Origin of the sequence: Microbacterium trichothecenolyticum (assembly GCF_041938625.1) — a bacterium.
Lineage (GTDB): Bacteria > Actinomycetota > Actinomycetes > Actinomycetales > Microbacteriaceae > Microbacterium > Microbacterium trichothecenolyticum_D.
The window spans coordinates 1,096,221-1,121,074 of sequence record NZ_CP169427.1 but is presented as its reverse complement, the minus strand read 5'-3'; the positions used below and the strand labels follow the sequence as shown (position 1 = coordinate 1,121,074).

Genomic DNA, 24,854 nt, shown 5'->3' with positions numbered 1-24,854 from the left:
ATCCCCTGGGTGCTCACCTTCCGACGAGGCAGCGTGTCGACCACGCAGGAAGGGAGATCTCGGTGTCGGCGGACAGCTCCTCCGCCGTGACGGCGTCCGCCAGGTCGACGGCCGGCGTGAACGCCTGCGGCTCGCCGCTCCAGTTGAAGACGAACCACACGCGGCGGCCGTCCGGGAGCGAGCCCGAGCTCACGGTCACCGGAAGTGCGCGGTCCGGCGCAATCGCGTCGGCGCGGAGGTCCGGCGCGGCCCAGCGCACGAGGTCGGCCGCCAGCTGGGCGGAGGGAACGGTGCCGACCACGGTGATGCGGCCGTCGCCGTGCCCGCGGCTGGTCACCGCGGCGAAGTCGCCGAACCGCGGGTGCACGTAGCGCACGAGGGTGTCGGCGTCGGACGGCAGGAGTCCGTCGGCCCACAGGGTCGCCTCAGCGCCGTCGGAGAGCTCGAGCTCTCCCTCGGCCCGCACCGGCAGCGGGTCGTGCAGGTTCGAGAATTCCTCGTAGCTCACGCCCGCAGCATCCGTCAGCCGCGCCGGAGCGACGCTGACCCGCGCCCGTGCCTCTTCGTCGCCGTACCCGGTACGGATGCCGACGATGAGGTGGCCGCCCGCCGCGGCGTACTCGCGCAGCAGGTCGAGATGGGCGTCGGTCGCCACGTAGAGCCCTGCCGCGATGAGCACCGGGAACCGTGCGGCGAGCTTCGTCGCGCCCCACGAGAGCGCCTGGTCGGGATGCAGGATCCGTGCCTGTGCGCCGCCGTCGACGATGCCGCGATGGAACGCGTCGAAGATGCGTGTGTAGCTGGTGCGATCCGGCTGCCCCGTCGCCGTGGGGAAGGTGGGGAAGAACTCCAGCGCGAAGCGCGAGTCGTTCGACCACAGGATGGCCACGTCGCCGTCGGGCTCGTAGCCGTCGAGCAGGTCGCCGATGGCGGCGAAGTCCGCGCCGACGCGCGCGAGCTCGCGGTAGACGCGCCCCGGCTCGAGGCTGTGGGGAAGGATGCCGCCCCAGTAGGTCTCGGTGCCGTACGGCAGCGTGTGCCAGTGCCAGTACTCGATCATCGCGGCGCCACGCGAGACGAACGCGAACGCCGCCTGCGCGAGCTGCCCGGGGTAGGGCGGCAGGTTGAACTCCGACCCGCCGATGGACTGGGCGTCGGTCTCGGTGACGAGGAAGCGGCCCTGGTTCGACGAGAACAGCCGGTCGGCCTGACGGAACATCGCGGGGACACCGCTCGTCGTCCACGGGGTGACCGGCGCGAGCTCCTTCGTGGCGTCGAGGTGGTCCTGCATCGCGTAGTACGGGTTGCCCGCGGTGATGTCGAGCGCCTCGACGAGCTTCTCGTCGTCGAGGGCCGGGCGCGGGTAGGCGATGCACGTCGTCACGAACTGCTCGGGCGTCGCGTACTCGCGCACGATGTCGGCCTGCCAGGCGATGAACTCCGTCGTGAGCTCGGCCTGGTAGCGACGCCACGCGAGGTCGTACTGCGGCAGCGAGTTGCCGTCGGGTGCCCACAGATCCGACCAGTCCGACAGCCGGTGCGACCAGTACGTCAGCCCCCACTCGCGGTTCAGCGTGTCGACGTCGCCGTAGGTGGCTGCCAGTCGACGCACGAACCGCTGGAACGAGCCGCGGTTATGGAAGAGCACCATGCCGGGCTCGTTGTCGACCTGGTACCCGATCACCGCCGGGTGATCGGCGTACCTGCCGACGACGGCGCGGATGACCCGCTCGGCGTGGAAGCGGAAGGCGGGGTGCGAGTAGTCGATCTCCTGGCGTGCACCCCACGGCATCGGCTGGCCGGTGCGGACATCAGCGGCGATCTCGGGGTACGCGGTCTGCAGCCACGGCGGAACGGCGTACGTCGGGGTGCCCAGCACGACCGCGATGCCGCGGGCGTGGGCGCCGTCGAGCACCGGCTGCAGCCACTCGAGGTGGAACTCGCCGTCGCGGGGCTCCCACGTCGACCACACCGACTCCCCCACACGGATGACCGTGAAGCCGGCCCCCTTCATCAGGTCGAGGTCCTGATCGACGCGGTCGCTCTGGTGGTACTCCGCGTAGTACGCGGCGCCGAAGAGGATGCCGGATCGGTCGAGGTGCATCTGGGGACTCCGTTGTCGTCGAGAGGGGTTGATGTTTCCGGAAACATCCGGGCGGAGTTAGTATGTTTCCGATAACATCGCGCTGTCAAGGGACAATCGGGAATCGTGAGCAAAGAGACCCAACCGCAACTGGGGACGCCTGCGGCGTCGGCACGGGCCGCGACGATCTACGACGTCGCGCACGCGGCCGGTGTGTCGCACCAGACGGTCAGCCGGTTCCTCACGGGCTACCCGGGCATCCGCCCCGAGACGAAGGCGCGCGTCGAAGCAGCGCTCGCCGAGCTCGAGTATCAGCCGAACCTGTCCGCTCGAAGCTTGAAGTCCGGGCGGTCCCACCGCATCGGCGCGCTCGTCCACGACGAGTCCGAGACAGGCCCCAGTCTCACAGCGCATGGCGCGACCATGGAGGCGCGCGAGTCCGGCTACGTGCTCGACGTCATCTCGCTCGATGCCCATGACCGCGACTCGATCGCGAAGTCCCTCGCGTTGATCGGCCCGACCACCCTGGCCGGGGTCCTCGCGCTCGCATCCACCGACGAGATGGTGCGCGCGTTCGAAGCCGCGCACTTCTCCATGCCGACGTACGTCCACAGCGAGGCCGACGACACCCGGCTCGCGAAGACGGACGTCTCGCGCGTCGGCATGCCCGCACTCATCACCTACCTCCGCGACCTCGGTCACCGCCGGCTCGCCCACGTGGCAGGCCCCGCGAACTGGTCAGCAGGCCGCAACCGTGCGCGCGCGTTCGCCGCGGCGGTCGAGGAGCTCGGCCTCGTCAACGCCGGGGAACTCACCGGCGACTGGTCTGCCCGATCCGGCTACGACGCCATCGCGGGTCTCGCGGAACTCCCCGACGCGACCGCGTACGTCGTGGCCAACGACCAGATGGCGATCGGCGCCATCCTCGCGCTCAAGCGACGGGGACTCCGCGTTCCCGCCGACGTGAGTGTCGTCGGCATCGACGACCTCCCCGAGTCGGCGTACATCGACCCCCCGCTGACGACGCTGCGCGTCGACCACGCCGCGCGCGGGCGCGAAGCCGTCGCTTCGCTCATCGGGCAGATCGAGGGCGTTGCGCCGCGCACCGTGCCCATCGACATCCCGCGCGTCGTCGTGCGGGAGTCCTCCGGCCCCGCGCCGGCCCGTTGACGACAGGCGAGAAGGCAGGTTCCCGCACGCCGTGGCGTGCGGGAACCCACCCTCTCGCAGTTGCGGGAACCCCGGGACGGATGCTGCGCCCCGGCGCCCCCGTCAGGCGAGCTGCTTCTCGTCCAGGACGTAGCCCGTCTCGCCGTGCTCGGCGAGGTCGACGCCGGCGACCTCGTCCTCGCTCTTGACGCGGAAGCCGAGGGTCTTCTCGATGGCGAAGCCGATCACGAGCGTGAGGATCAGCGAGTAGCCCAGCACCGCGAAGGCGGCGATCGCCTGGACGAGCAGCTGCGTGCCGTCACCACCCATGAAGAGGCCGGTGCCGTTGGCGAAGAAGCCGAGGTACAGCGTGCCGATGAGACCGCCCACGAGGTGGATGCCCACGACGTCCAGCGAGTCGTCGAAGCCCCACTTGAACTTCAGCTCGATCGCCAGGGCGCAGACCGCGCCGGCGACGACACCGAGCACGATCGCCCAGATCGGGTTCAGCGCCGCGCACGCGGGAGTGATCGCGACGAGACCCGCGATGGCGCCCGAAGCGGCGCCGACCGACGTGGGCTTGCCGTCCTTGAGCTTCTCGACCACGAGCCAGGCGAGGAGCGCGGCGGCGGTCGCGGCGATCGTGTTGACGTAGACGAGGGCCGCGGTGCCGTCGGCAGCGAGCTCGGAGCCGCCGTTGAAGCCGAACCAGCCGAACCAGAGCAGGCCGGCGCCGAGGAGGACGAACGGCGGGTTGTGCGGGACGTGCACGCCCTTCTGGAACCCGACGCGCTTGCCCAGTACCAGGGCGAGGGCCAGGGCCGCCGCACCGGCGTTGATGTGCACCGCGGTGCCGCCCGCGAAGTCGATGACGCCGACGCCGAAGACCTCCTGCAGGCCGTACGTGATCCAGCCGCCGTAGGCGAAGCTGCCGTCCTCGGCGAGACCGAAATTGAAGACCCAGCTGGCGACCGGGAAGTACACGACCGTCGCCCACACGCCGGCGAACAGCATCCATGATCCGAACTTCGCACGGTCCGCGATCGCCCCCGAGATGAGGGCCACCGTGATGATCGCGAACGTGGCCTGGAAGGCGACGAATGCCATGGGCGGATAGGCCGCACCCTCGGGCACCTCGATGAGGCTCTCGAGCCCGATGGCCGACCAGTCGATCGACCACGGCGCAACGAGTCCGTCGGAGCCGGGGAAGGCGATCGCGTAGCCGTAGATCACCCACAGCACGCCGACGAGCCCGGCCGCGCCGAACGTCATCATCATCATGCTGATGACGCTCTTCGCTTTGACGAGGCCTCCGTAGAAGAAGGCCAGACCGGGCGCCATCAGGAGCACGAGCGCTGCCGACAGCAGGATGAATGTGGTGTTTCCCTGATCCATGACGCGAGCCTCTCTGCAGGCGGCTGCGGGAGGGACCGCCGGGTTGCGGTGCACCTATGATCTGCGCCTGCCGGCAGACCACTGCCGTGCAACCCATTTTCACCACGCGCAACTCAGCGGCGATTTCTGCCACGTGAACCTTGCGTGACAACGAGTGAGACCGGTTTTACGCGCCCGAAACATGGGCGACACTTCTTCGGAGTGTACGAGTTGTTACTGTCGTTCAACACGCTTCACCAACAGTCAACCCGACCTGAGGAGATCCGCCATGACCCTTCCCGCCTTCGCCGGGGGTGACGTCGTCACCCTGCCCACCGCATCGCAGTCGCTGCGCGACCGGGCGCTGGCCGACGACGTCCGCTTCATCCTCGCGGTGTTCGTCGACCTCAACGGCAAGCCGTGCGCCAAGCTCGTTCCGGTCTCGGCCGCCGACGAGCTCGAGGCCGGCGAGCTCGGCTTCGCGGGTTTCGCGGCCGGCCTCATCGGCCAGCGCCCGCACGACGCCGACCTCATCGCCGTCCCCGACCTCGACTCGTACGCGCCGATCCCGTTCGTGCGCGAAGGCCTCGCGATCGTCCACTGCGATCCCCATGTCGGGGGCGAGCCGTGGCCCTACGCCCCGCGCGTCATCCTCAAGCGTGCGCTGGCGCGCCTCGCCGAGCGGGGACTGTCGGCCAAGGTCGGCGCCGAAGTCGAGTACTTCCTCGTCGACCGCTCCGAAGACGGCACGCTGACGGCCGCGGACGCCAAGGACGAGGGCCTGCGCTCCTGCTACGACGCCCGCGGCGTGACGCGGATGTACGACCACCTCGCCGCGGTCAGCGACGCGATGAACGCGCTCGGCTGGGGCAACTACGCCAACGACCACGAAGACGCCCCCGGTCAGTTCGAGCAGAACTTCCAGTACGACGAGGCGCTCATCACAGCCGACCGCGTCATCACGCTGCGCTACCTCATCGGCATGCTCGCCGAGCAGCGCGGCATGACCGCGACGTTCATGCCCAAGCCCTTCAGCGACCGCGCCGGCAACGGCCTGCACTTCCACCTGTCGCTGTGGAACGACGGCTCCCCCGTGTTCCCCGACGCGAGCGATGAGCGCGGCCTCGGACTCTCGGAGCTGGCCTACTCGTTCGTCGCGGGCATGCTCGACCACGCCTCCGGCCTGCAGCTGTTCCTCGCGCCGAGCGTCAACTCCTACAAGCGCCGCGGTGCGACGACGAGCGCCTCGGGTGCGACCTGGTCGCCCAAGCACGCGACCTACGGCGGCAACGACCGCACGCACTTCATCCGCGTGCCCGACGCGAACCGCATCGAGCTGCGCGCGGCCGACGGCTCGGCCAACCCGTACCTCGCCCTCGCCGCCGTCGTGCACGCCGGCCTCGACGGCATCGAGCGCGCGGCCGACCCCGGTGCCCCGTGCGGACCCGGCGAGTTCCGCGAGACCTCGGCGGTGCTCCCCCGCACGCTCCTGCACGCCGTGCAGTCGCTCCGCGACGACGCCGTGCTGCGCGAGGCGCTCGATGACGGCGGCTCCGGGATCGGCGAGTACTTCGCCGACGCCAAGGAGGACGAGTTCCTCGGCTGGCACAACACCGTCACCGCGTGGGAGCTCGACCGCTACCTCACGGCGTACTGAGCGCCGCGGCATCCGTTTCTCGAACGAAAGGTAACCTCATGTGCGGAATCGCTGCACTGCAGATTCGCAACCCCGCGCTGCGCGGCGAGCTCGGCGGCCTCATGCACGGCATGCTGTGTGAGATCGTCGAGCGCGGCCCCGACTCGGCAGGACTCGCCCTGTACGGCTCGGATCGGCTGACTCCGGAAGGATCGTCGGCGATCACGGTGATCACGGATGCTGACCCCGCGGTTCTCGCAGAAACCCTGCGCGGTGCGCTGCCGGACGGGGCCGGGCCGACGGTGGTCGCGTACGCCGAATCGGTGCTCGTGAACGCGGAGGTCGAGGCATCCGTTCTCGAGAAGGCGGTGCGTGCGGCGCTTCCCGGGGAGAGCATCATCGGGCGCGGATCGAACGTGGCCGTGCTGAAGGGGGTCGGACACCCGGTCGAGCTCGCCGACGTGTACGGGCTCACCGAGATCAGCGGAACGCAGGCGCTGTCGCACACCCGCATGGCGACCGAGTCGGCGGTCGACGCCGTCGGCGCGCACCCGTTCACCGTCGCCGAAGACCTCTGCCTCGTGCACAACGGCTCGTTCAGCAACCACGCGTCGATCCGCCGGTGGCTCCGGGCTGAGGGCGTCGAGTTCGACAGCGAGAACGACTCCGAGGTCGCGGCCCGCTTCATCGCGTGGCGCATGGGTCACGGCGACGACCTCGAGAGCGCGCTGAAGGCGCTGCAGGGGGTGTTCGACGGGTTCTACACGCTCGTCGTGACCACTGCCGACAGCATGGCGGTCGTGCGCGACCCCATCGCGTGCAAGCCGGCGATCATCGCCGAGACCGACGACTGGATCGCGATGGCGTCGGAGTACCGCGCCCTCGCAGGCCTGCCCGGCATCGAGGACGCCCGCATCTTCGAGCCGTCGCCCGGCGTCGTCTACACCTGGGCGCTTGCGCCCGTCCTCGAAGGAGCAGCCCGATGACCCTCATCGCCGCCCAGCCGGTCACCAGCTCTCGCGGAGGCCCGGCGACAACCGTCGACCTTGCCGACTCGACTGTCCGCGAGCTCAACCAGCTGCTGCACGACGCCGCCGACGGCGACGCGTTCGTCGTCGAGTCGCCGGTCGGCAGCCACAACATCGCGGTCGGAATCACCGCCGACATCGACGTCACCGTCGAGGGCAACGTCGGCTACTACTTCGCCGGCATGCATCAGACGGGCACCGCCACCGTGCACGGCAGCGCCGGCGTCGGCCTCGCCGAGAACATCATGTCGGGCGTCGTGCACGTGACCGGGGACGCCTCGCAGTCGACCGGCGCGACCGGACACGGCGGCCTGGTGATCGTCGACGGCAACACCGGCGCCCGCTGCGGCATCTCGATGAAGGGCGTCGACATCGTCGTGGGAGGCAGCATCGGCCACGCCTCGGCGTTCATGGCGCAGGCCGGCCGGCTGGTCGTCTGCGGCGACGCGGGCGAGGCCCTCGGCGACTCGATCTACGAGGCGCGTATCTACGTGCGCGGCGAGGTCGCCTCCCTGGGCGCCGACTGCGTCGAGAAGGAGATGCGCCCCGAACACCTGGCCGAACTCGCCGACCTGCTCGAGCGCGCCGGCCGCACCGAGCGGCCCGAGGAATTCCGCCGCTACGGCTCGGCGCGGGGCCTCTACCACTTCAAGGTCGACAACGCCGGCGCGTACTGACCGGCACTGACACCACGCATCATCCAGGGAGCATCACCATGACCCAAGATCTCGCCGCACTCGGCCTGCGCGAATCCGCGACCTTCGACCGCGCCACCATCGCCGACATCCAGCGCGCCGCCGACACCGGCATCTACGACATCCGCGGGTGGGGCGCGAAGCGCGCGCTGCCCCACTTCGACGACCTCCTCTTCCTCGGGGCGAGCATGTCCCGCTACCCCCTCGAGGGCTACCGCGAGAAGTGCGCGACCGACGTCACGCTCGGCGCGCGCAACGCCCTGGAGCCGATCCACCTCGACATCCCGGTGACGATCGCGGGCATGAGCTTCGGCGCCCTGTCGGCAGGCGCCAAAGAGGCCCTGGGTCGCGGCGCGAGCGAGGCGGGCACCTCGACCACGACCGGGGACGGCGGCATGACGCCCGAGGAGCGCGGCCAGTCGAAGACGCTCGTCTACCAGTACCTGCCGTCGCGGTACGGCATGAACCCCGACGATCTCCGCAAGGCCGACGCGATCGAGATCGTGCTCGGCCAGGGCGCCAAGCCCGGCGGCGGCGGCATGCTGCTCGGCCAGAAGATCACCGAGCGCGTCGCCGGCATGCGCACGCTCCCGGTCGGCATCGATCAGCGCTCGGCGAGCCGGCACCCCGACTGGACCGGACCCGACGACCTCACGATCAAGATCGCCGAGATCCGCGAGATCACCGACTGGCGCAAGCCCATCTACGTCAAGATCGGCGCCTCCCGGCCCTACTACGACACCGCCCTCGCGGTGAAGGCAGGCGCCGACGTGGTCGTGCTCGACGGCATGCAGGGCGGTACCGCGGCGACGCAGCAGGTGTTCATCGAGCACGTCGGCATCCCGACGCTCGCGGCCATCGGCCCCGCGGTCCAGGCACTGCAGGAGCTCGGTGTGCACCGCACCGGCGTGCAGCTGATCGTGTCGGGCGGCATCCGCACCGGCGCCGACGTCGCGAAGGCGCTGGCATTGGGAGCGGATGCCGTGGCCATCGGCACTGCGGCGCTGATCGCTCTGGGCGACAACGACCCGCGCTACGCCGACGAGTACGCGAAACTCGGGTCTGCCGCCGGCTTCTACGACGACTTCCAGGACGGACGCGACCCCGCGGGCATCTCGACGCAGGACCCGGAGCTCTCGGCCCGCCTCGACCCGGTCGCTGCCGGGCGCCGGCTCGCGAACTACCTCCGCGTGCTCACACTCGAGGCACAGACCATCGCCCGTGCGTGCGGCAAGTCGCACCTGCGCAACCTCGAGCCCGAGGACCTCGTGGCCCTCACGGTCGAGTCCGCGGCGATGGCGGGTGTGCCGCTGGCCGGCACGTCCTGGATCCCCGGACGCACCTGACGACATGTCCACCGACCTGGGCGCACAGGCTGGTTTCGCTGGTTTGGCTGATCTGGATGTCGTCACGCCCGCCGACGCCTCCGCGGAGTCGTGGGCGAACGGCCTCGGCGTCACGCGGGTACTCGCGAAGCGGCTCGCGTGGCGGCTGAGCATCGCGGAGCTGCGGGGACGGATGCCGTTCTCGGCGTTCCCCGGCATCGACCGCGTGCTCATCCCGCTGAGTGCGCCCACGGTCGCCCTGGCGGTCGACGGCGTCGAGCGGAGGGTGACGCGGGAACGCGGCATCCGTTTCCGCGGTGAAGCGCGCGTCGTCGCGACCGCGGATCGCGGCGGCGTCTCGGTCGTGAACCTCATGGTCAAGCGCGGGCTCGCAGAACCCGCGTACCGCATCGAGCTGCATCGCGGCCCGGTGCGCGTCGACCCGGCAGCCACCCTCACCGTGCTGCTGGCGGGAGCAGCCACCGTCGACGACCTGCCGCTCCCGCCCGGCAGCGCGCTGCTGCAGAGCCCGCGCGAGCGCCGCATCGTCTGCGAGGCCGCACTCATCGCGCGATTCGACCTCACGCCGTCCGGCGACGAGACGCACACCTGAAAGGCCTGGAATGTCCCCTCACCCGATCGCCATCATCGGCGCCGGCCTCGCGGGCGCCGCCACGGCGTGGCAGCTCGCGCGGCGCGGGCACGACGTCGTCATCCTCGAGCGCAACGTTCCCGCGAGCGAGTGGGGCAGCTCGCACGGCTCCGCGCGGATCCTTCGCTACACCTACCCCGACCCCTTCTACACCGGGCTCATGGTCGAGGCGCGGCGCGGCTGGGACGAGCTCGAGGACCTCCGCGGCGAGCGCCTCATCGCCCCGACGGGATCGCTGGACTACGGCGCGACCCGCGATCCGGCGGCGCTCGCGGCCGTGCTCACTGACGCGGGCATCGCGCACGAACTGCTGACTGCCGCCGGGGCCTCGGCCCGCTGGGCGGGCTTCACCTTCGACGGTCCGGTGCTGTGGCACGAGGACGCCGGCGTGATCGACGCCGAGGAGACGGTGAAGACGATGGTCGGGCTCGCCGTCGCCGCGGGCGCCGAGCTGCGGCAGGCTTGGGCCGCGGCCCGCGTACTCCCCCACGGTGAGGACTACCTCGTGGAGTCGGAGGCGGGCGATGCCGTCCTGGCGTCGCAGGTCGTCGTGGCGGCGGGCGGCTGGCTGCCCGCGCTGCTCGACGGGCTCGGGCTGCCGCAGGAGGCGCTCGACGCGTTCCCCACGCTCGAGGTGCGGCAGGAGCAGGCGCTGCATTTCCCCTACCGCGACCCCGAGACGGCGTGGCCGACGTTCATCAACAAGCGCGCCGACATCCAGGTGTACGGCCTGCCGGGCGGGCGCGACGCGGGCTTCCGCGGACAGAAGGTCGCCGAATACAACGGCGGGCGCGTCATCGGCTCGGCACTCGAGCACGACCGCATCGTCGACCCGGCGCGGCGCGAGCGGCTCGTCTCCTACGTCGCCGAGGCACTGCCCGGGCTCGTTCCCGAGCCCTATGCCGAGACCACCTGCCTGTTCACGAACGCCCCGGCAGACGAGTTCATCGTCGACCGCGTCGGCGGCGTGACGATCCTCTCGCCGTGCTCGGGCCACGGCGCCAAGTTCGCGCCGCTGCTGGGCGAGCTCACCGCCCGGCTCGTCACCGGCACCGACTCGGGGGTTGCGCGATTCCGCCCGCTCGCGGCCCTGGCCGGCGCATGAACGTCGCCGCGTGCCCCGCCCCGGGCTCCCCCGATGCTCCGCAGTCGCTTTCGGCGGGTGCCGGGACCCTCGGGTCGCCAAAGGTGACGGCGGAGCAGAGGAATGGCGTCGCGGGGATGCTGCGTGAGATCGCGGCGGTGGGGGCGGATTCCACGCGGGGCGGGTTCAGCCGCGCCGGGTTCTCGGATGCCGACCGCGAGCTCCGGGAGTGGTTCACGGGGCACGCCGAGGCCCGGGGTCTCGACCTCGACCGCGATCGTAACGGCACGCTGTGGGCGTGGTGGAACCCGGGCGGGAGCACCGCGGACGCCGTGATCACGGGCAGCCACCTCGACTCGGTCCCTGGCGGCGGTGGATACGACGGACCGCTGGGCGTCGCGTCCGCTCTCGCCGCGGTCGATGTGCTGCACGAGCGCGGGGTCGTTCCGGACCGCCCCATCGGGATCGCGGTCTTCCCCGAGGAGGAGGGTTCGCGGTTCGGCGTCGCATGCCTCGGTTCGCGCCTCATGGCAGGCGCGATCAGCCCCGAGCGCGCCCTCGCGCTGACCGACCGCGAGGGTGACACGTTCGCCGAGGCCCTGCGCCGCGACGGCCTCGACCCGGCGCACGTCGGCCCCGACCCCGACCGGCTCGCGCGCATCTCGTCGTTCGTCGAGCTGCACGTCGAGCAGGGCCGCGGACTGATCGATCTCGGTCAGCCGGTCGCGATCGCCTCATCGATCCTCGGCCACGGCCGCTGGCGTGTGACCGTCGACGGCCAGGGCAACCACGCCGGCACCACGCTCATGGACGACCGCCGCGACCCGATGGTCGCTGCCGCGCGCATGATCGTGGAGATCCGCGACCTCGCGCACCGCACGCCCGATGCGCGCGCGACCGTCGGGCGCCTCGAGCCGGTGCCCGGCGGAACGAACGTCATCGCGTCGCAGGTGCGCTTCTGGATCGACATCCGTCACCCCGATGATCTGGTCACCGCCGCACTGGTGACCGAGGCCCGCGACCGGGTCGTCGCGGCCGCCCTCGACGAGGGCTGCCGCGCCGAGGTGCGGGAGGAGTCCCTCAGCCCCACCGTCGACTTCGACCTCGGCCTGCGAGATGCCCTCCGCGCGACCCTCGCCGACGCCCCCGAGCTGGGCACAGGTGCTGGGCACGACGCGGGCGTGCTCGCAGCATCCGTCCCCACCGCGATGCTCTTCGTGCGCAACCCGACCGGCATCTCGCACTCCCCCGAGGAGCTCGTGGAGGACGCGGATGCCGAACTCGGCGCCGTCGCGCTGGCCGACGTGCTGCAGGGGCTCGCCGCCGGAGCCGTTGTCGGCACGGAACATATGATGGCGAGGTGAGTGCCGCGATCCCCGGAGCAGACGGCGCGGGAGGCGTGCTCGAGCCGATCATCGCTCAGCAGGTGCGGCGCTACCGTGCTGAGCAGGGCATCTCGGCCGCCGACCTCGCGGCGCGCACCGGGCTGTCGAAGGCGATGATCTCGAAGATCGAGTCCGCGACGACCTCGTGCTCGCTCACGACGCTGCAGCGGCTGGCAGATGGCTTCGGCATTCCCGTCACGGCGCTGTTCCGCGGGTCGGCGAGCGACCGCGAGGCGTCGTTCACGAAGGCCGGCGCCGGCAGCGTGAGCGTCCGCAGCGGCACGCAGCACGGACATCTGTACCGGATGCTCGGCGTGCTCAAAGACACCCCGAACGCCCTCGAGCCTACCCTCGTGACGCTCACCGACGCGTCCAACGTGTTCCCTCTCTTCCAGCACCCGGGCACCGAGTTCCTCTACATGCTCGAGGGTCGCATGAAGTACGGACACGGCGGCTACGAGTACGAGATGGAGCCGGGCGACGCCCTGCTGCTCGACGGCGAAGCCGCGCACGGGCCCGTCGAGCTCATCGAGGTGCCGATCCGGTTCCTCGCGATCCGCTCGCGCTGAGCGCCGACGGACTCGGCAGATGTCGAGCGCGCACACATGGATACCGGATGCTGCGCTCCTGTCGCATGTCGGACGCCCGTGGTTGGCTGGCGCCTATGAACACCGTGAGTTCTGCCGACGGCACCCCCATCGCCTACGAAGAGACGGGCGACGGGCCTGTCGTCGTCATCGTGAACGGCGCCATGTCGACGGCCGCCGACGCGGCGGGGCTGGCGACGGCGCTGGCGGATGCCGGCTTCCGGGCGGTCACGTGGGATCGGCGGGCGCGCGGCTCGAGCGGCGACGCCCGCGACTCGACGCCCGAGCGCGAGGCCGAGGACCTGGCGGCGGTGATCGACGGGGTCGGCGGCGATGCGGCGGTGCTCGGGCATTCGTCGGGCGCGGTGCTGGCGCTGGTCGCGGCGTCCCGCGGAGTGCCGGTGCGGGCGCTGTTCCTGTCGGAGCCGCCGCTGCGCTTCGGCGTCGACGAGCCGGCCGCCGACCTCGCGGAACGGCTGCAGGCCCTCGTCGACGCAGGGCAGCCCGAGGAGGCGATCGTGACGTTCCAGCTCGAGGGCGTCGGTCTGCCGCGCGAGATGGTCGACGGCATCCGCGCGAGCGACCAGTTCGCCGCGCTCGTGCCGCTCGCGCAGTCCACGGTCTACGACACGAACCTCGTGCGGGTCGCGTCGACGCCGAGCACCGAGATGCTCTCGGTCGGCGCGCCCGTGGCGGTTCTCCGCGGCGCGCAGACCTTCCCGATGCTCATCACAGCCGCCGACCGTCTGGCCGACGAGATCGACGGCGCCGAGCTCGTCGTCGTCCCCGAGTCGGTCATGCACCGCCCCGACCCCGCCGCCACGGCCCGCGTCGTGCAGGAGCGGATGCTCCCCGCTCGTTGAGCGCGCGAGGAACGCGGTCGTTGAGCGAGCTTACGAGTCGAAACGCACAGTCGAAACGCCGACCCGCGGTGCCGGGTTCCCGCCTCGGACACTCCCAGACACCCCTCGCGTTTCGACTTCGGGCGCCAGAGCGCCCTTCGCTCAACGACCGGGATCAAAACCTCTCCTCGGCTCATGCGGCGAGGCGGCGACGCTCGGCGAGGCCCACGATCGCCGCGCGGTACCCGTCGATCATCCGGCCCCGCGACAGGGCGGGGCGGGCGGCGAGCGCGGCCGCCCGGAACCCGGCACGATCGTGCAGCACGCTCTCCCACGCAGACGCGATGGCGTCGGGGTCGCGCGGGGTGACGAGCCCGACGCCCTCGACGCTCCGGGCGGCGTCGCCGACGTCGGTGGTCACCGGCGTCGCGCCCGACGCCGCGCCCTCGAGCAGGCACAGCGGCGAGGCCTCCCCGAACGCGCTGGTGAGCGCGACGATGTCGGCGATCCGATAGAGGTCTGACATGTCACCGCGGATGCCCAGGGCGTGCACGCGGTCGGCCGGGGTCGCAGCATCCGTCATCAGCGAAGCGAACCCCGCGTTGTCGTGGGTCATGCCTGCTCCGCACAGCACGTAGTGCGCATCCGGGCGGCCCGCGGCATGGCGGGCCGCCGCGCGGAGGAACAGCCCCGGGTCCTTCATGGCGTCGAACCGGGCCGCGAGGAGCACGACAGGGGCGTCGAGCGGAATGCCGAGGCTCGCGCGCAGCGCGGCAGGCTCGTGGTCGTCGACCGCGGGCCTGAACACGTCGATGTCGATGCCGTTCCGCACGACCCGCCGATCCAGGCCGAACGGCAGGTGCTGCGCGTACGCCTCGTCGGTCGAACCCGCGCACGAGATCGTGGCCGTGAGCAGCCCGGTCTCAGCCGCCTCGCGCAGCCACCCGAGCGCAGGTCCCGAGTGCGTCGGGTCCGATCGGTGGAGGCACGCGGCGACGGGCACCGACGGCATCAGCCCGTGGGCACGCAAGGCAAGGAGCAGGCCGAGCGGCTGCTCCTTGAGCGAGAGCACGACGTCGGCGTGGGCCATCGCCTCGGCGGCACGGTGCAGGTCGAGTTCGCCGAACGACGACGGGTCCATCGGATCCGCGCCCGCGGTGCCGCCGAGCGTGGTGATCTCGACCCCCGCGCCGGCGAGCCGCCGATGACGCGGATCCTCGTGGGCGAACTGGACGGTCGCGTCGCGTCGCGCCTGGGCGGACAGCGACAGCACCGCGTGGGACTGCTCGCCGCCGGAGTGCAGGCCGGTGACGACGTCGGAGTGGAGGATCCGCGCCCCACCGGCGAAGAATCCTTCATACAGGGACAGCACGCGAAGGGTCATGTGGCACCTCTCGGGTGGAGGGACGACGGACGGATCGAATGCCGGAAACGTCGTTCCGGCCGGTCGCTGTCGGCGCCGGCGCCGTTCGATCCATCGTCGGGGCCACGCGCCCTGATGTCGATGAACGGACGGGGTGTATCGGGTGAACGCTCGGCGCCCGTGCGGGGCGCTCGAGTTGTGCGCCTGCGTGCTCCCCGCGGCGCGACAGTTTCCGGCGAGCGCGGCGTCGCGCGACACCGCACCTGCGGGAAACTGCAGCGGTCGCTGAACCCTGGCGGGTCAGCGCGGGCGGCTCGCGGCCATGCGCCCGTCGGGGTCGAGCCGGGCGAGCACGGTCGCGGTGATCTCCCGCAGCTGCGCCGCCTGCTCGGGGGTGATCACGTCGAGCAGCACGTGGCGCACGGTCTCGACGTGCCCGGGGGTCGCGTGCAGCACCTTGCGGCGGCCGTCGGCGGTGATGACGGCGTCGGTGGCGCGGGCGTCGGCGGCGTTGCGCTCGCGTCGCACGAGACCGCGCGCTTCGAGCCGCGAGATCACGTGCGACAGGCGCGGCAGCGTCGCGTTCGTCATCGACGCGAGCTCCTTCATCTGCAGGCGGTGGTCGTCCGCGTTCGACAGCATCGACAGCGCGAGGTAGTCGAAGTGCGTGAGGTCCTCGTCGCGCAGAAGCTGCGCATCCAGTTCGCGCGGGAGCAGTTCGAGAAGCGCGGCGAACGGCACCCAGGTGTCCTGTTCGTCCGCTGTGTAGAACCGCGGCCTGTTCATTCTCCGATTCTAGGAATAGTTGTGGCGACAAGCGAGTTTCTCCTGACAGATGCTTGAAGCTACAAGCAATTCATCCGACAGGAGAACAGCCATGACCACGATCACGATCTTCGGAAACGGCAACATGGGCCAGGCCATCAGCGGCGTGCTCGCCCGCGGCGGCGCCGACATACAGCACATCGGCAGCGCCGACACCGGCGCCACCGTGAACGGCGACATCGTCGTGCTGGCCGTGCCGTACCCCGCGCTCGCGCAGATCACCGCCGCCTACGGCGCGCAGCTCGCCGGCAAGACGGTCGTCGACCTCACCAACCCGCTCGACTTCTCGACCTTCGACGCGCTCGTCGTGCCCGCCGGCAGCTCGGCGGCTGCGGAGCTGCAGTCCGCCCTGCCCGAGTCGAAGGTGCTCAAGGCCTTCAACACCAACTTCGCCGCGACGCTCGTGAGCGGCCGCGAGGGCGACGCCACGACCACCGTGCTCGTCGCGGGCGACGACGCCGACGCGAAGGCCGGCCTCATCGCCGCGATCACCTCCGGCGGACTCGACGCCGTCGACGCGGGCTCCCTCGCCCGGGCGCACGAGCTCGAGTCGATCGGCTTCCTGCAGCTGACCCTGGCGGTCGGCGAGCAGATCGGCTGGACCGGCGGCCTCGCACTCGTGCGCTGAGTCCTCGGCGCCCGCCGGGATCGTCAGGCGATGCGCGTCCCCGCCGGCAGGCGCCCGGCGGGGGTGCGCGTCCGCGCCCACGCCCACCACATCAGGCCCGCCGCGAGCAGCAGCTGCAGCGCCATGCCGACGAACCAGCTCGGCGTCGACTGGGCGATGACCTCCGCAGGCGTGGGTCGTTCGTCCTGGAGCGAAGGCGCGCAGTCGTCCCAGCGCTGCTCGAGCTCCGGCGGCTGCTGAGCCGCACGCACGCCGAACTTTATCTGGCCGAACAGGTCGTTCGGATAGCCGTGCTGGTCGTACTGCGTCGGCGTCGCGTCCGCGAGGATCACGAACGGGTTCGCCGCAAGCAGCCACCACACGTGGTCGAACCGCGGCACCTCGTAGGTCGATGTCTGCCATTCGCCGCACGTGACCTCGGCATCGTCGTCGCAAGGGTACTCGTCGCTGGGCTCCTCTCCGGGCATGCACGGGAAGGTGTCGCCAGAGTACTGATCGATCGAGCGGTAGTGGTTGGTCACCTCGGACCGCATCGTCATGCCGACGAGTGCGAACACGATGAGCGTGCCGACGACGAGCGCCGCGACGACCAAGTACGTCGTGGCGACGGAGAACAGCGGACGCGACAGGATGCCGCTGAGCGCGACGCCGATCGCCGAGATGATGCCGACTTCGAACACGAGCACGAGCAGCGAGACGGTGATCGTCGCGGGTGCTCCCCCGCCCCCGAGCGTCGCAAGCACGAGGAACGGCACCGACACCGCCACGAACGCGAGACCCGTGACCCACGCGGCGAGGAACTTGCCGAACAGGATCTCGAAGGTCGTCGCCAGTGTGACCTGCACGGGCGCGAGGGTCGCAGCATCCCGGTCGCCGTTGATCGCGTTGCCGCTCAACGTGGGCGAGACGAGCACCACCAGCAGAAGCGTGATGTAGACGATCGTGGAGTAGATCGCACCACCCGGCTCGAGCGCCGACCCCCATGCGAGGAACGACAGGCCGGTGACGATCGCGAGCAGCAGCGCGAAGACGCCGAGCAGCACGTACCAGGCGATGCTCCGGGTGCGCTGGGTCAGCTCGAGGCCGACGATGGTGCCGAGTCGCTGCCCGTTCACGAGGTCGCCTCGCTCTCGTCTTCGGTGGCCGGGGCTCCGGGCGGTGGCGCCTGCGGTGGGCGCCCATCGCCGAGGTCGAGGAACGTGCGCTCGAGCGCACCCTGCGCTGCCGCGAACTCCACGACGTCGAGTCCGGCGCCGACGAGTTCGCGCAGCGCGGCGGCCGCGGCATCCTCCGATTCGAACGACACCATTACGTCACGGCGATCGACGCCCAGACTCTCGGCGGGGATCCGCAGTGCGTCCGCCACGCTCTGGAGGGCGACGGATGCCTCGACCCCGGCGAGCCGCACACGCCACGGCCGCGCACGGCGCGAGGCCGCCTCGACACGCGCCGGGTCGACGGTCACACCGGCCATGAGGAAGACGGCGTCGTCGACGACCTCCTCGAGCTCCGACAGGATGTGGCTCGACACGAGCACGGTGCGCCCCTCGGCGGCGAACCGCCGCAGCAGCAGGCGCAGGTCGATGCGCGCCTGAGGGTCGAGACCCGACGCCGGCTCGTCGAGGAGCAGCACGCGCGGGTCGTGCACGAGGGCCCGCGCGAGTCCGAGGCGCTGCTTCTGGCCGCGCGAGAGCACGCGGGCGGGCGCATCGGCGAGATCGACCAGGCCGACCTCGGCGAGGAGGGCATCGGCACGGACGGATGCCTCGGCGCGCGGCATCCCGTACAGCCTCGCCGTGACCGCCAGCGTCTCCCGTGAGCTGAGCGAGTTCCAGGCGCCGAGCGCGTCGGGCATCCAGCCGAGCAGCGCCCGGGCCGCCTGCGGGTCGGTGACCGGGTCGACGCCGTCGATGCGGATCGAGCCGGCGTCGGGCGCCAGCAGCGACGCGAGCATGAGGAGCAGCGTCGTCTTGCCCGAGCCGTTCGGCCCGACGAGGCCGGTGACCCGGCCGGCGTGCGCCCGGAGAGTCACGTTGCGGACGGCGTGCACCTCGCCGAACGAGCGCCGCACGCCCTGGACGACGATGCCGGGCTCGGCGGGGATTGCGGGGGCCCGAGGGGCCGGGCTCGGCATGCTCACGGCCCCACCCTAGCGACCCGACGGCAGCTGACCGGGCCTTGATGAGACGGGGAGTGTCAAAGCACGCGGGATCCCGTCGCCGTCGCACCTCAGGAGCGGAAGAACGCGACCCCGAGGTCGGGGTGGTCGACGAAGACGCCGTCGACGCCGGCGTCACGGATGACCGCCCACTCCGCCTCCCAGTCCCCGAACGCCGCCGGGCCGCCGCGCGTGCGGAACTGGCCGATCAGGAACCGGTTCTCGGGTCGACAGGTCCACGTGAAGACGCGCAGGCCGCGCTCGTGCGCGTCGGCGACGACGCGCGAGGGACCGGCAGTGCGCCCCAGCCGGTCGGGACGCAGGATCGTGCGCTTGTCGACGCTGATCCCGTCCACCCGCCCGACGAGTGCGTCGAGCCCCGCCGGCGCGGCCGTCTGCCGGTACGTGAGCGAGGCCTTGCCGTGGGCGCTGAACAGGTCGAACGGGCGCCCCGCGTCTTCGAGCAGGTACACGTAAGAGCCACGGATGCCGCGTTCCTGCAGCGCGTACAGCACGGTCGACTCGAACGACTCGATGGTGAGCGGCAGCTCGCCCGACGCCCACCCCGCTTCCCGCAGCTCGGCCTCGACGAGGGCGGCGACATCCCACCCGATCGACGCGAAGTAGGTCGCGTGCTTGATCTCGAGCACGACGCCGATCTCGCGGCCGAACTCGAGCGAGGCGTCCCGCGTCGCGTCGAGCACGTCCCGCAGCCGCAGCACGTGCTGCTCGTCGTCGAAGCTCGCGCTCGTCGGACGCACGTCGGAGATCCGCTCGCGGCAGCGCAGCGTCGCCAGCTCGTCCCACGTGAAGTCCTCGGTGAACCAGCCGGTCAGCTCGCTGCCGTCCACGTACTTCGTCGCGTGCCGATCGGCGAACTCCGGGCGGTCGGCGACATCCGTGGTCCCCGAGATCTCGTTCTCGTGCCGCACCACGAGCACGCCGTCCTTCGACACCACCACGTCGGGTTCGACGGCGTCGACGCCCATCTCGAAGGCGAGGGCGTACGACGAGCGCGAGTGCTCGGGCCGGTACCCGGGGGCACCGCGGTGTCCGATCACGAGGGGATGTCGACGGGGCACCGCTTCAGCGTAACCACGGGCTCGCCTCGGCAGGCTCGCAGAGCAGGGGTCGCAGCATCCGTTCATAGTCAGCTCACAGCACGAACCCGTGCCCGGTCCCGGCCTGTCGGATAGTGTTGATCAACAGCATCGTGCTGGGATTCCCTTGACATTGGAGTGTGAGAGCAGTGGCCCTCAACAACCCCGCGTTCAACAACCCGGCCTTCCAGGACCCGAAGGCCGTTCAGACCTACCCCGGCGGTTCGCAGGCGGCGAACCTGGGCGGGCAGTCGCAGTTCGCAACGGCGCAGCGTGCCGGGACGGATGCTGCGGCCCAGGCGCAGCTCGAAGGCATGTACGCGGCGCCGTCCGCAGGTGCCGTCGAGACCGGCCGCATGTCGTACGAAGACACCATCTGGAAGACCGTCGGCCTGTTCGCGGTCCTCCTCGTGACCGCCGCCGTCGGCTGGGTGTGGACGATGGCGGGCGTCACCCCGACGAACCCGAACCCGTCGATCCTCCCCTGGATGATCGGCGCTCTCGGTGGCTTCGTGCTCGCGATGGTCGTCATCTTCACGTCGCGCAAGAAGATCCGTCCGGCACTCATCTTCGCCTACGCCGCCTTCGAGGGCCTCTTCGTCGGCGCGATCTCGGCATTCTTCGAGTTCCTGTGGCCGGGCATCGTGGTCCAGGCCACTCTCGCGACGCTCGCCGTCGTGGGCGTGACCCTCGCCCTGTTCGCGAGCGGCAAGATCCGGGCGTCCAAGCGCGCGACCAAGGTCTTCATGATCGCGATGATCGGCTACCTCGTGTTCTCGCTGGTGAACATCTTCCTGATGCTCTTCAACGTGCCGATCGCGGGTGGCGCCTTCGGCCTCCTGAGCGAGCAGAGCCCGCTCTTCGGCATCCCGTGGGGCGTGCTCATCGGTGTGTTCGTCGTCATCATGGCGGCGTACTCGCTGGTGCTCGACTTCGACAGCATCCAGCAGGGCGTGCGCAACGGCGCTCCCCGTCAGTTCGGCTGGCTCGGCGCGTTCGGCATCATGGTCACGGTCGTCTGGCTGTACCTCGAGATCCTGCGCATCCTCGCGATCGCGCGCGGCAACAACTGACGCCCAGCGCTTCGCCTCCGAACGGCCGCCCGGTTCTCCGGGCGGCCGTTCTGTTCTGCCGGCACGGCGCTTAGGCTGATGCCGAATCGAGGAGTGGCGCGTGGCTCGTCATCGCGGGAACGCCGCCGGCGCGATCGTCGTGCTGGCGCTGGGCCTCGCCGCGTGTTCCGGAGGAGCCATGACCGAACCCACCGAGCCCCAGCCGACGCCGACCCGCACGCCCTTCGAGACGACCACGCGTGGCCCGATCGCCCCCACCGGGGAACCCGTCGCCGTTCCTCCCGCGCGGTGGGCCGCCATCGTCGCCGACCTCGCCGAGCGGGGTGTCACCGGCACACCCGACCTCGTCTCGGCCCATGCCGTCACCTGGAACAACGGCGCCCTCGGGTGCCCGTCGCCGGGCGTCTCCTACACGCAGGCCCTCGTCGACGGCATGCGGGTCGTCGTCACCGTCGACGGCGAGAGCTACGACTACCGGTTCGGCACGACGGACTCCCCCCAGCTCTGCACCCGCTGACATCGAACGGATGCTGCCGCCCCCGGCTGCAGCATCCGTTCCGCGTCTGCACAACGAAAGGTGGCGCCCCGCCGTCCGACGGAGCGCCACCTCGTTTCGTGCGCTGTTACCTGGCCTTGACGAGGATCGCCTCGTCCTTGCCCGCGGCGTTGTCCTGCACGACGACCATCACGCCCAGCGGCTTCTGCGCGGCGAAAGCGGCGCCGTTCACCGCGACGGGCACGTCGACCTTGGCGCCGACCTCGATCGACTCGAACTGACCGTTTGTGAGAGCCGGCGCCCACGGGTCGTAGCTCGCCATGCCGTCCATCTCGTCGGAGCCGTCGTTGACCGACGAGAAGCTCTGCACGGTGTAGCTGAACGCGCCCGAGGTGATGCCGAGGTCGCTGGCGATGACCGGCAGCAGGATCGTGCTGCTGTCGGTGGGCGCCGAGGCGTTGAACCCCGCCGCGAACACCTCGCCCGTCGCGATCTCGTACTCGAACACCTGCGAGATGCCGTTGGCGCTCCCGGCGGTCACGAGGCCGCCGTCGGCCGAGAAGACGATCCAGTCGGGCTCCGCGTCGCCGTTCGTGTCGATGACGACGTCGAACTCGTTCGCGGCGGCGTTCGACCACCGGTTGTGGGTGTTGACCGCGAAGACGAGCAGCTGGTCGCCGGTGTCGTCCCACGGGAACGACTGCACACCGGCGGCGCGGAGGTCGTAGCCGGTGTCGGTGAACGACTTCGGCGCGTCCTTCTTGTCTTCGAGGCCCCACGTGTAGAAGTCCGCGGCGCCGGCGAAGGCACCCCGGTTGTTCTTCAGCGTGACCGCCACCTCGCCGTCGACCGGCGTGTTCTTCTTCGTCACCTTGAGATCGCCGGAGGCGGTCACGTCGGTCGTGGCGCGCGGCACGAGCAGGTACGGCACCCGCAGCGTGTCGGTCGCAGACGTGAGCACCACATCGCCCGAGAACTCGTAGAACGCGAATCCTCCGGCACCCGAGCTGCCCACCGCGGTCGCGGGGGCAGTGAGGTCGACCGAGATCCTCTCGGACCGACCGGGCTTGACCGTGACCTGGGCCGGGCTGGCCGTGACCGTCGCCGGCTCCGACTGGGCGGATGCCGCGGTGCTCACGGCGTACGTCACCGGCTCGGTGCCGTAGTTCGTCACCGTCACCGTCTTCGTGCCCTGGAACGTCTTCGCGGTCTCCTGGAACCCGAAGCTCAACGCGGTCTCGCGCAGCTTGCCGTCATCCGTCCGGAACGAGTCGCCGGTTGCGGTGACCTGCTGCGACACGGCCTGAGCGGTGTCGACCAGACCGACGCCGCCGCGCACGAGGTTCTGACCGGCGACCTTCTCCGGGTCGGCGGTCGAGATGAGCACCGACGAGACCTCAGCGGCCGACCAGGCCGGGTGGGCCTCGACGGCGAGCGCCGCGACACCTGCCACGTGCGGCGCGGCCATCGACGTTCCCGAGATCGTCGCAGGGCCGTTGCCGGTGCCGACGCCGGTCGAGACGATCGAGACACCGGGCGCCGCGACGTCCACGCCGAGAGCGCTGTCACCGCTGCGGGGACCGCTGGAGCTGAACGACGCGTAGCCGCGGAAGCCGGGGTTCTCGAGCGGCGCCGGGGCGATGCTCGCCTCGGCATCGTCGACGAGCTTCGGCCCGTCAGACATACGCACGCCGAGGAACGGGATGGTGACCGTGTAGTCGTCGCCGGTGTCGGGGTTCTCGGTGATCTCACCCTCGAACGGCGGGTAGTCGTTCGTGGTGTTGACCATCACCGCAGCCGCCGCACCCGCCTGCTGAGCGAAGATCGCCTTCGCGACGCGGGCGCAGACTCCGCGGGTAGAGACCGCGAGCTGGTTGCCGCCGACGGTGACCCCGGCGTAGTTGTACGCCGCGACCGAGCAGCCGAGCGCCTCGTTCTCTTCGGGCGTGGCGGGGTTATCGGTGAGCCGCACGACGGTCATGGCCGGAAGGCCTGTCAGCACCGCGCCGTTCGCGTTGATGGCGGGCACCTGGACCCCGTCGACGGTGATCAGTGCGCCGGGGAACGTCGCCGTGCTGTCGACGGCGGCGACCGAGACGACCCCGTTGCCGTTGCCGGCGAGGTAGGGGCTCGGTCCCTCGTTGCCCGCGGACTTCACGACGACGACACCGGCGCCGATCGCGTTCGCCGCCGCGACCTCGTCCGGGTCGTCACCGCGGCCGAACGGCGAGCCCAGCGACATGTTGATGACGTCCATGCCGTTGTCGACGGCCCAGTCGATGGCCGGAACAACGATGTCCGTCGACCCGCCGCAGCCGAAGACGCGGAGCGCGTAGAGGTCGGCCTGTGGTGCGACGCCCGGGCCGATCGTCCACTCGGCGGACGCCGTCGAGGAGTCGTACGGACCGGTGTAGGTCTCGCCCTCCGCCGTGACGCCGCTGCCCGCAGCGGTGCCGGCGACGTGGCTGCCGTGGCCGTTGCAGTCGAGCGGGTTGTCATCGGGCATCGGCGTCGGCTGGTAGTCCGCCGACGACGGATCGGCGTTGTACGAGTCGCCGACGAAGTCGTACCCGCCCTTGACGCGCGGCGCGCCCGGGCCGAACTGCGCGGGGTCGGCCGGCTGGGCCTCGGCCGCACTGGCCGCGGCGAATGCGTCGGTGGTGCCGGGGCCGCCGAAGTTGGCGTGCGTGTAGTCCACACCCGTGTCGATGATGGCGACCTTGATGTTCTCACCTGTGTAGCCGGTGTCCTGCCACACCTGCGGGACGCCGAGGAACGGCACCGAGACGGCGTTGTCGAGCGTGTACGTCTTGACCGGGTGAACGGCGACGACGTTGGGGAGGGCGGCGACCGCATCGACCTGCTCGGCGGGGATCGAGACCTGGATGCCGTTGTAGGCCGACTGCATCGTCGCCTGGATCTCGCCGTCCTTGGCCTCGAGCGGCCCGGCGATCGCATCCTGATTCTTCTTCAGGGAACTCTTTATGGCCTTGCGCTCGGCGGCGGTCAGGTCGCTGCCTTTCTTCGCCTGAGCCACGGCGACCGGATCGCCGGCCATCTCGACGATGACGGTGACCCGACCGTCGGCACCGACGCTCAGCGGCCGGGCGGTCGTGCCGACCGGACCCTGCGTGTCTGACTTCTCGAAGCGCGACGACGGGTCGTCGTCAGGGGTGGCGGCCATCGCCGCGGTGGGGGTCGCGATCGCCAGCGCGAGGGCGCTGACGACTGCCAGGGAACGTCGGTACAAGTGGGGGCCTGCTTTCTCGTCACTGGGGAACGGCGAGGGTACGGCGGCACGCTATGCGCGAACTCTCAAAAGATCAACAGGGACCTCCCAGGTTGAGCAATCCGCTCAATCGAGCCGGTTT

Annotated in this window: 21 protein-coding genes; 13 read left to right on the top strand and 8 right to left on the bottom strand. The window is 70.8% G+C overall.

Translation table 11 applies throughout. The features are described 5' to 3' along the window. Positions 1-13: 13 nt before the first annotated feature. On the bottom strand, positions 14-2,104 hold the full coding sequence (locus ACEYYH_RS05000; RefSeq protein WP_374977158.1) for a beta-galactosidase: 2,091 nt from the start codon (positions 2,102-2,104) through the stop codon (positions 14-16). Between the two features lie 105 nt (positions 2,105-2,209). Between ACEYYH_RS05000 and ACEYYH_RS04995 the strand changes: the two genes are divergently transcribed. Further along, positions 2,210-3,253, top strand: a complete 1,044-nt coding sequence (locus ACEYYH_RS04995; protein WP_374977157.1) for a LacI family DNA-binding transcriptional regulator — start codon at positions 2,210-2,212, stop codon at positions 3,251-3,253. Positions 3,254-3,355: 102 nt separating this feature from the next. Here the strand turns inward: ACEYYH_RS04995 and ACEYYH_RS04990 are convergent, their stop codons facing one another. Next, a complete protein-coding gene (locus ACEYYH_RS04990; protein ID WP_374977156.1) occupies positions 3,356-4,627 on the bottom strand; it encodes an ammonium transporter in 1,272 nt (423 codons plus the stop codon). A 268-nt stretch (positions 4,628-4,895) separates the two neighbouring features. Here ACEYYH_RS04990 and glnT point away from each other — a divergent pair, with 268 nt between their 5' ends. The 9 genes from glnT to ACEYYH_RS04945 all read left to right on the top strand — a co-directional run bounded on the left by glnT (position 4,896) and on the right by ACEYYH_RS04945 (position 13,861). Next, complete coding sequence (gene glnT, locus ACEYYH_RS04985; protein WP_374977155.1) at positions 4,896-6,263, top strand: type III glutamate--ammonia ligase; 1,368 nt, start codon at positions 4,896-4,898, stop codon at positions 6,261-6,263. Between the two features lie 38 nt (positions 6,264-6,301). Beyond that, a complete protein-coding gene (locus ACEYYH_RS04980) occupies positions 6,302-7,228 on the top strand; it encodes a glutamine amidotransferase (protein ID WP_374977154.1) in 927 nt (308 codons plus the stop codon). Continuing rightward, complete coding sequence (locus ACEYYH_RS04975; RefSeq protein ID WP_374977153.1) at positions 7,225-7,947, top strand: protein glxC; 723 nt, start codon at positions 7,225-7,227, stop codon at positions 7,945-7,947. The genes ACEYYH_RS04980 and ACEYYH_RS04975 overlap by 4 nt, the downstream gene beginning before the upstream one ends. 38 nt (positions 7,948-7,985) lie before the next feature. Next, positions 7,986-9,311 carry an FMN-binding glutamate synthase family protein gene (locus tag ACEYYH_RS04970; RefSeq protein ID WP_374977152.1) on the top strand — a complete coding sequence of 442 codons (1,326 nt, stop codon included), beginning with the start codon at positions 7,986-7,988 and terminating at the stop codon, positions 9,309-9,311. Between the two features lie 4 nt (positions 9,312-9,315). Beyond that, positions 9,316-9,903 carry a HutD family protein gene (locus ACEYYH_RS04965; protein ID WP_374977151.1) on the top strand — a complete coding sequence of 196 codons (588 nt, stop codon included), beginning with the start codon at positions 9,316-9,318 and terminating at the stop codon, positions 9,901-9,903. Between the two features lie 10 nt (positions 9,904-9,913). Further along, complete coding sequence (locus ACEYYH_RS04960) at positions 9,914-11,047, top strand: FAD-dependent oxidoreductase (protein WP_374977150.1); 1,134 nt, start codon at positions 9,914-9,916, stop codon at positions 11,045-11,047. Positions 11,048-11,163: 116 nt separating this feature from the next. Continuing rightward, entirely contained in the window at positions 11,164-12,390 is a 1,227-nt protein-coding gene (locus ACEYYH_RS04955) for an allantoate amidohydrolase (RefSeq protein WP_374977149.1), read from the top strand. Further along, positions 12,387-12,980: a helix-turn-helix domain-containing protein gene (locus ACEYYH_RS04950; RefSeq protein ID WP_374977148.1), complete on the top strand. Its 594-nt coding sequence runs from the start codon at positions 12,387-12,389 to the stop codon at positions 12,978-12,980. The genes ACEYYH_RS04955 and ACEYYH_RS04950 overlap by 4 nt, the downstream gene beginning before the upstream one ends. Positions 12,981-13,075: 95 nt before the next feature. Continuing rightward, on the top strand, positions 13,076-13,861 hold the full coding sequence (locus ACEYYH_RS04945; RefSeq protein ID WP_374977147.1) for an alpha/beta fold hydrolase: 786 nt from the start codon (positions 13,076-13,078) through the stop codon (positions 13,859-13,861). Between the two features lie 172 nt (positions 13,862-14,033). Here ACEYYH_RS04945 and ACEYYH_RS04940 read toward each other — a convergent pair whose 3' ends face one another. Beyond that, the gene (locus ACEYYH_RS04940; RefSeq protein WP_374977146.1) at positions 14,034-15,224 is read right to left on the bottom strand and encodes a glycosyltransferase; all 1,191 of its coding nucleotides are present in this window, start codon (positions 15,222-15,224) and stop codon (positions 14,034-14,036) included. 279 nt (positions 15,225-15,503) lie between these two features. Continuing rightward, positions 15,504-15,989 carry a MarR family winged helix-turn-helix transcriptional regulator gene (locus tag ACEYYH_RS04935; protein WP_374977145.1) on the bottom strand — a complete coding sequence of 162 codons (486 nt, stop codon included), beginning with the start codon at positions 15,987-15,989 and terminating at the stop codon, positions 15,504-15,506. A gap of 91 nt (positions 15,990-16,080) precedes the next feature. Between ACEYYH_RS04935 and ACEYYH_RS04930 the strand changes: the two genes are divergently transcribed. Further along, positions 16,081-16,656 (top strand): NADPH-dependent F420 reductase, encoded by a 576-nt coding sequence (locus ACEYYH_RS04930; protein WP_374977144.1) that lies wholly within the window; start codon positions 16,081-16,083, stop codon positions 16,654-16,656. A 23-nt stretch (positions 16,657-16,679) separates the two neighbouring features. Here ACEYYH_RS04930 and ACEYYH_RS04925 read toward each other — a convergent pair whose 3' ends face one another. The 3 genes from ACEYYH_RS04925 to ACEYYH_RS04915 all read right to left on the bottom strand — a co-directional run bounded on the left by ACEYYH_RS04925 (position 16,680) and on the right by ACEYYH_RS04915 (position 19,896). Continuing rightward, positions 16,680-17,771 carry an ABC transporter permease gene (locus tag ACEYYH_RS04925; RefSeq protein WP_374977143.1) on the bottom strand — a complete coding sequence of 364 codons (1,092 nt, stop codon included), beginning with the start codon at positions 17,769-17,771 and terminating at the stop codon, positions 16,680-16,682. Then, positions 17,768-18,790 (bottom strand): ABC transporter ATP-binding protein, encoded by a 1,023-nt coding sequence (locus ACEYYH_RS04920; protein WP_374978162.1) that lies wholly within the window; start codon positions 18,788-18,790, stop codon positions 17,768-17,770. Before ACEYYH_RS04920 ends, ACEYYH_RS04925 begins: the two co-directional genes overlap by 4 nt. A 95-nt stretch (positions 18,791-18,885) precedes the next feature. Beyond that, positions 18,886-19,896 (bottom strand): glycerophosphodiester phosphodiesterase family protein, encoded by a 1,011-nt coding sequence (locus ACEYYH_RS04915; RefSeq protein ID WP_374977142.1) that lies wholly within the window; start codon positions 19,894-19,896, stop codon positions 18,886-18,888. 167 nt (positions 19,897-20,063) lie between these two features. On the opposite strand from ACEYYH_RS04915, the gene ACEYYH_RS04910 reads away from it, so the two are divergent. Both ACEYYH_RS04910 and ACEYYH_RS04905 read left to right on the top strand, forming a co-directional pair. Beyond that, positions 20,064-20,987 carry a Bax inhibitor-1/YccA family protein gene (locus tag ACEYYH_RS04910; RefSeq protein WP_374977141.1) on the top strand — a complete coding sequence of 308 codons (924 nt, stop codon included), beginning with the start codon at positions 20,064-20,066 and terminating at the stop codon, positions 20,985-20,987. A gap of 100 nt (positions 20,988-21,087) precedes the next feature. Next, entirely contained in the window at positions 21,088-21,504 is a 417-nt protein-coding gene (locus tag ACEYYH_RS04905; protein WP_374977140.1) for a hypothetical protein, read from the top strand. Between the two features lie 106 nt (positions 21,505-21,610). On the opposite strand, the gene ACEYYH_RS04900 is transcribed toward ACEYYH_RS04905, so the two are convergent. Beyond that, positions 21,611-24,733: a S8 family serine peptidase gene (locus tag ACEYYH_RS04900; protein ID WP_374977139.1), complete on the bottom strand. Its 3,123-nt coding sequence runs from the start codon at positions 24,731-24,733 to the stop codon at positions 21,611-21,613. Between the last annotated feature and the right edge of the window lie 121 nt (positions 24,734-24,854).

Bases quoted from the DNA above. Each gene is read 5' to 3' on its own strand.
- ACEYYH_RS05000 (WP_374977158.1), bottom strand. From the start codon at position 2,104: ATGCACCTCGACCGATCCGGCATCCTCTTCGGCGCCGCGTACTACGCG.
- ACEYYH_RS04990 (WP_374977156.1), bottom strand. From the start codon at position 4,627: ATGGATCAGGGAAACACCACATTCATCCTGCTGTCGGCAGCGCTCGTG.
- glnT (WP_374977155.1), top strand. From the start codon at position 4,896: ATGACCCTTCCCGCCTTCGCCGGGGGTGACGTCGTCACCCTGCCCACC.
- ACEYYH_RS04980 (WP_374977154.1), top strand. From the start codon at position 6,302: ATGTGCGGAATCGCTGCACTGCAGATTCGCAACCCCGCGCTGCGCGGC.
- ACEYYH_RS04975 (WP_374977153.1), top strand. From the start codon at position 7,225: ATGACCCTCATCGCCGCCCAGCCGGTCACCAGCTCTCGCGGAGGCCCG.
- ACEYYH_RS04970 (WP_374977152.1), top strand. From the start codon at position 7,986: ATGACCCAAGATCTCGCCGCACTCGGCCTGCGCGAATCCGCGACCTTC.
- ACEYYH_RS04965 (WP_374977151.1), top strand. From the start codon at position 9,316: ATGTCCACCGACCTGGGCGCACAGGCTGGTTTCGCTGGTTTGGCTGAT.
- ACEYYH_RS04960 (WP_374977150.1), top strand. From the start codon at position 9,914: ATGTCCCCTCACCCGATCGCCATCATCGGCGCCGGCCTCGCGGGCGCC.
- ACEYYH_RS04955 (WP_374977149.1), top strand. From the start codon at position 11,164: ATGCTGCGTGAGATCGCGGCGGTGGGGGCGGATTCCACGCGGGGCGGG.
- ACEYYH_RS04945 (WP_374977147.1), top strand. From the start codon at position 13,076: ATGAACACCGTGAGTTCTGCCGACGGCACCCCCATCGCCTACGAAGAG.
- ACEYYH_RS04940 (WP_374977146.1), bottom strand. From the start codon at position 15,224: ATGACCCTTCGCGTGCTGTCCCTGTATGAAGGATTCTTCGCCGGTGGG.
- ACEYYH_RS04935 (WP_374977145.1), bottom strand. From the start codon at position 15,989: ATGAACAGGCCGCGGTTCTACACAGCGGACGAACAGGACACCTGGGTG.
- ACEYYH_RS04930 (WP_374977144.1), top strand. From the start codon at position 16,081: ATGACCACGATCACGATCTTCGGAAACGGCAACATGGGCCAGGCCATC.
- ACEYYH_RS04920 (WP_374978162.1), bottom strand. From the start codon at position 18,790: ATGCCGAGCCCGGCCCCTCGGGCCCCCGCAATCCCCGCCGAGCCCGGC.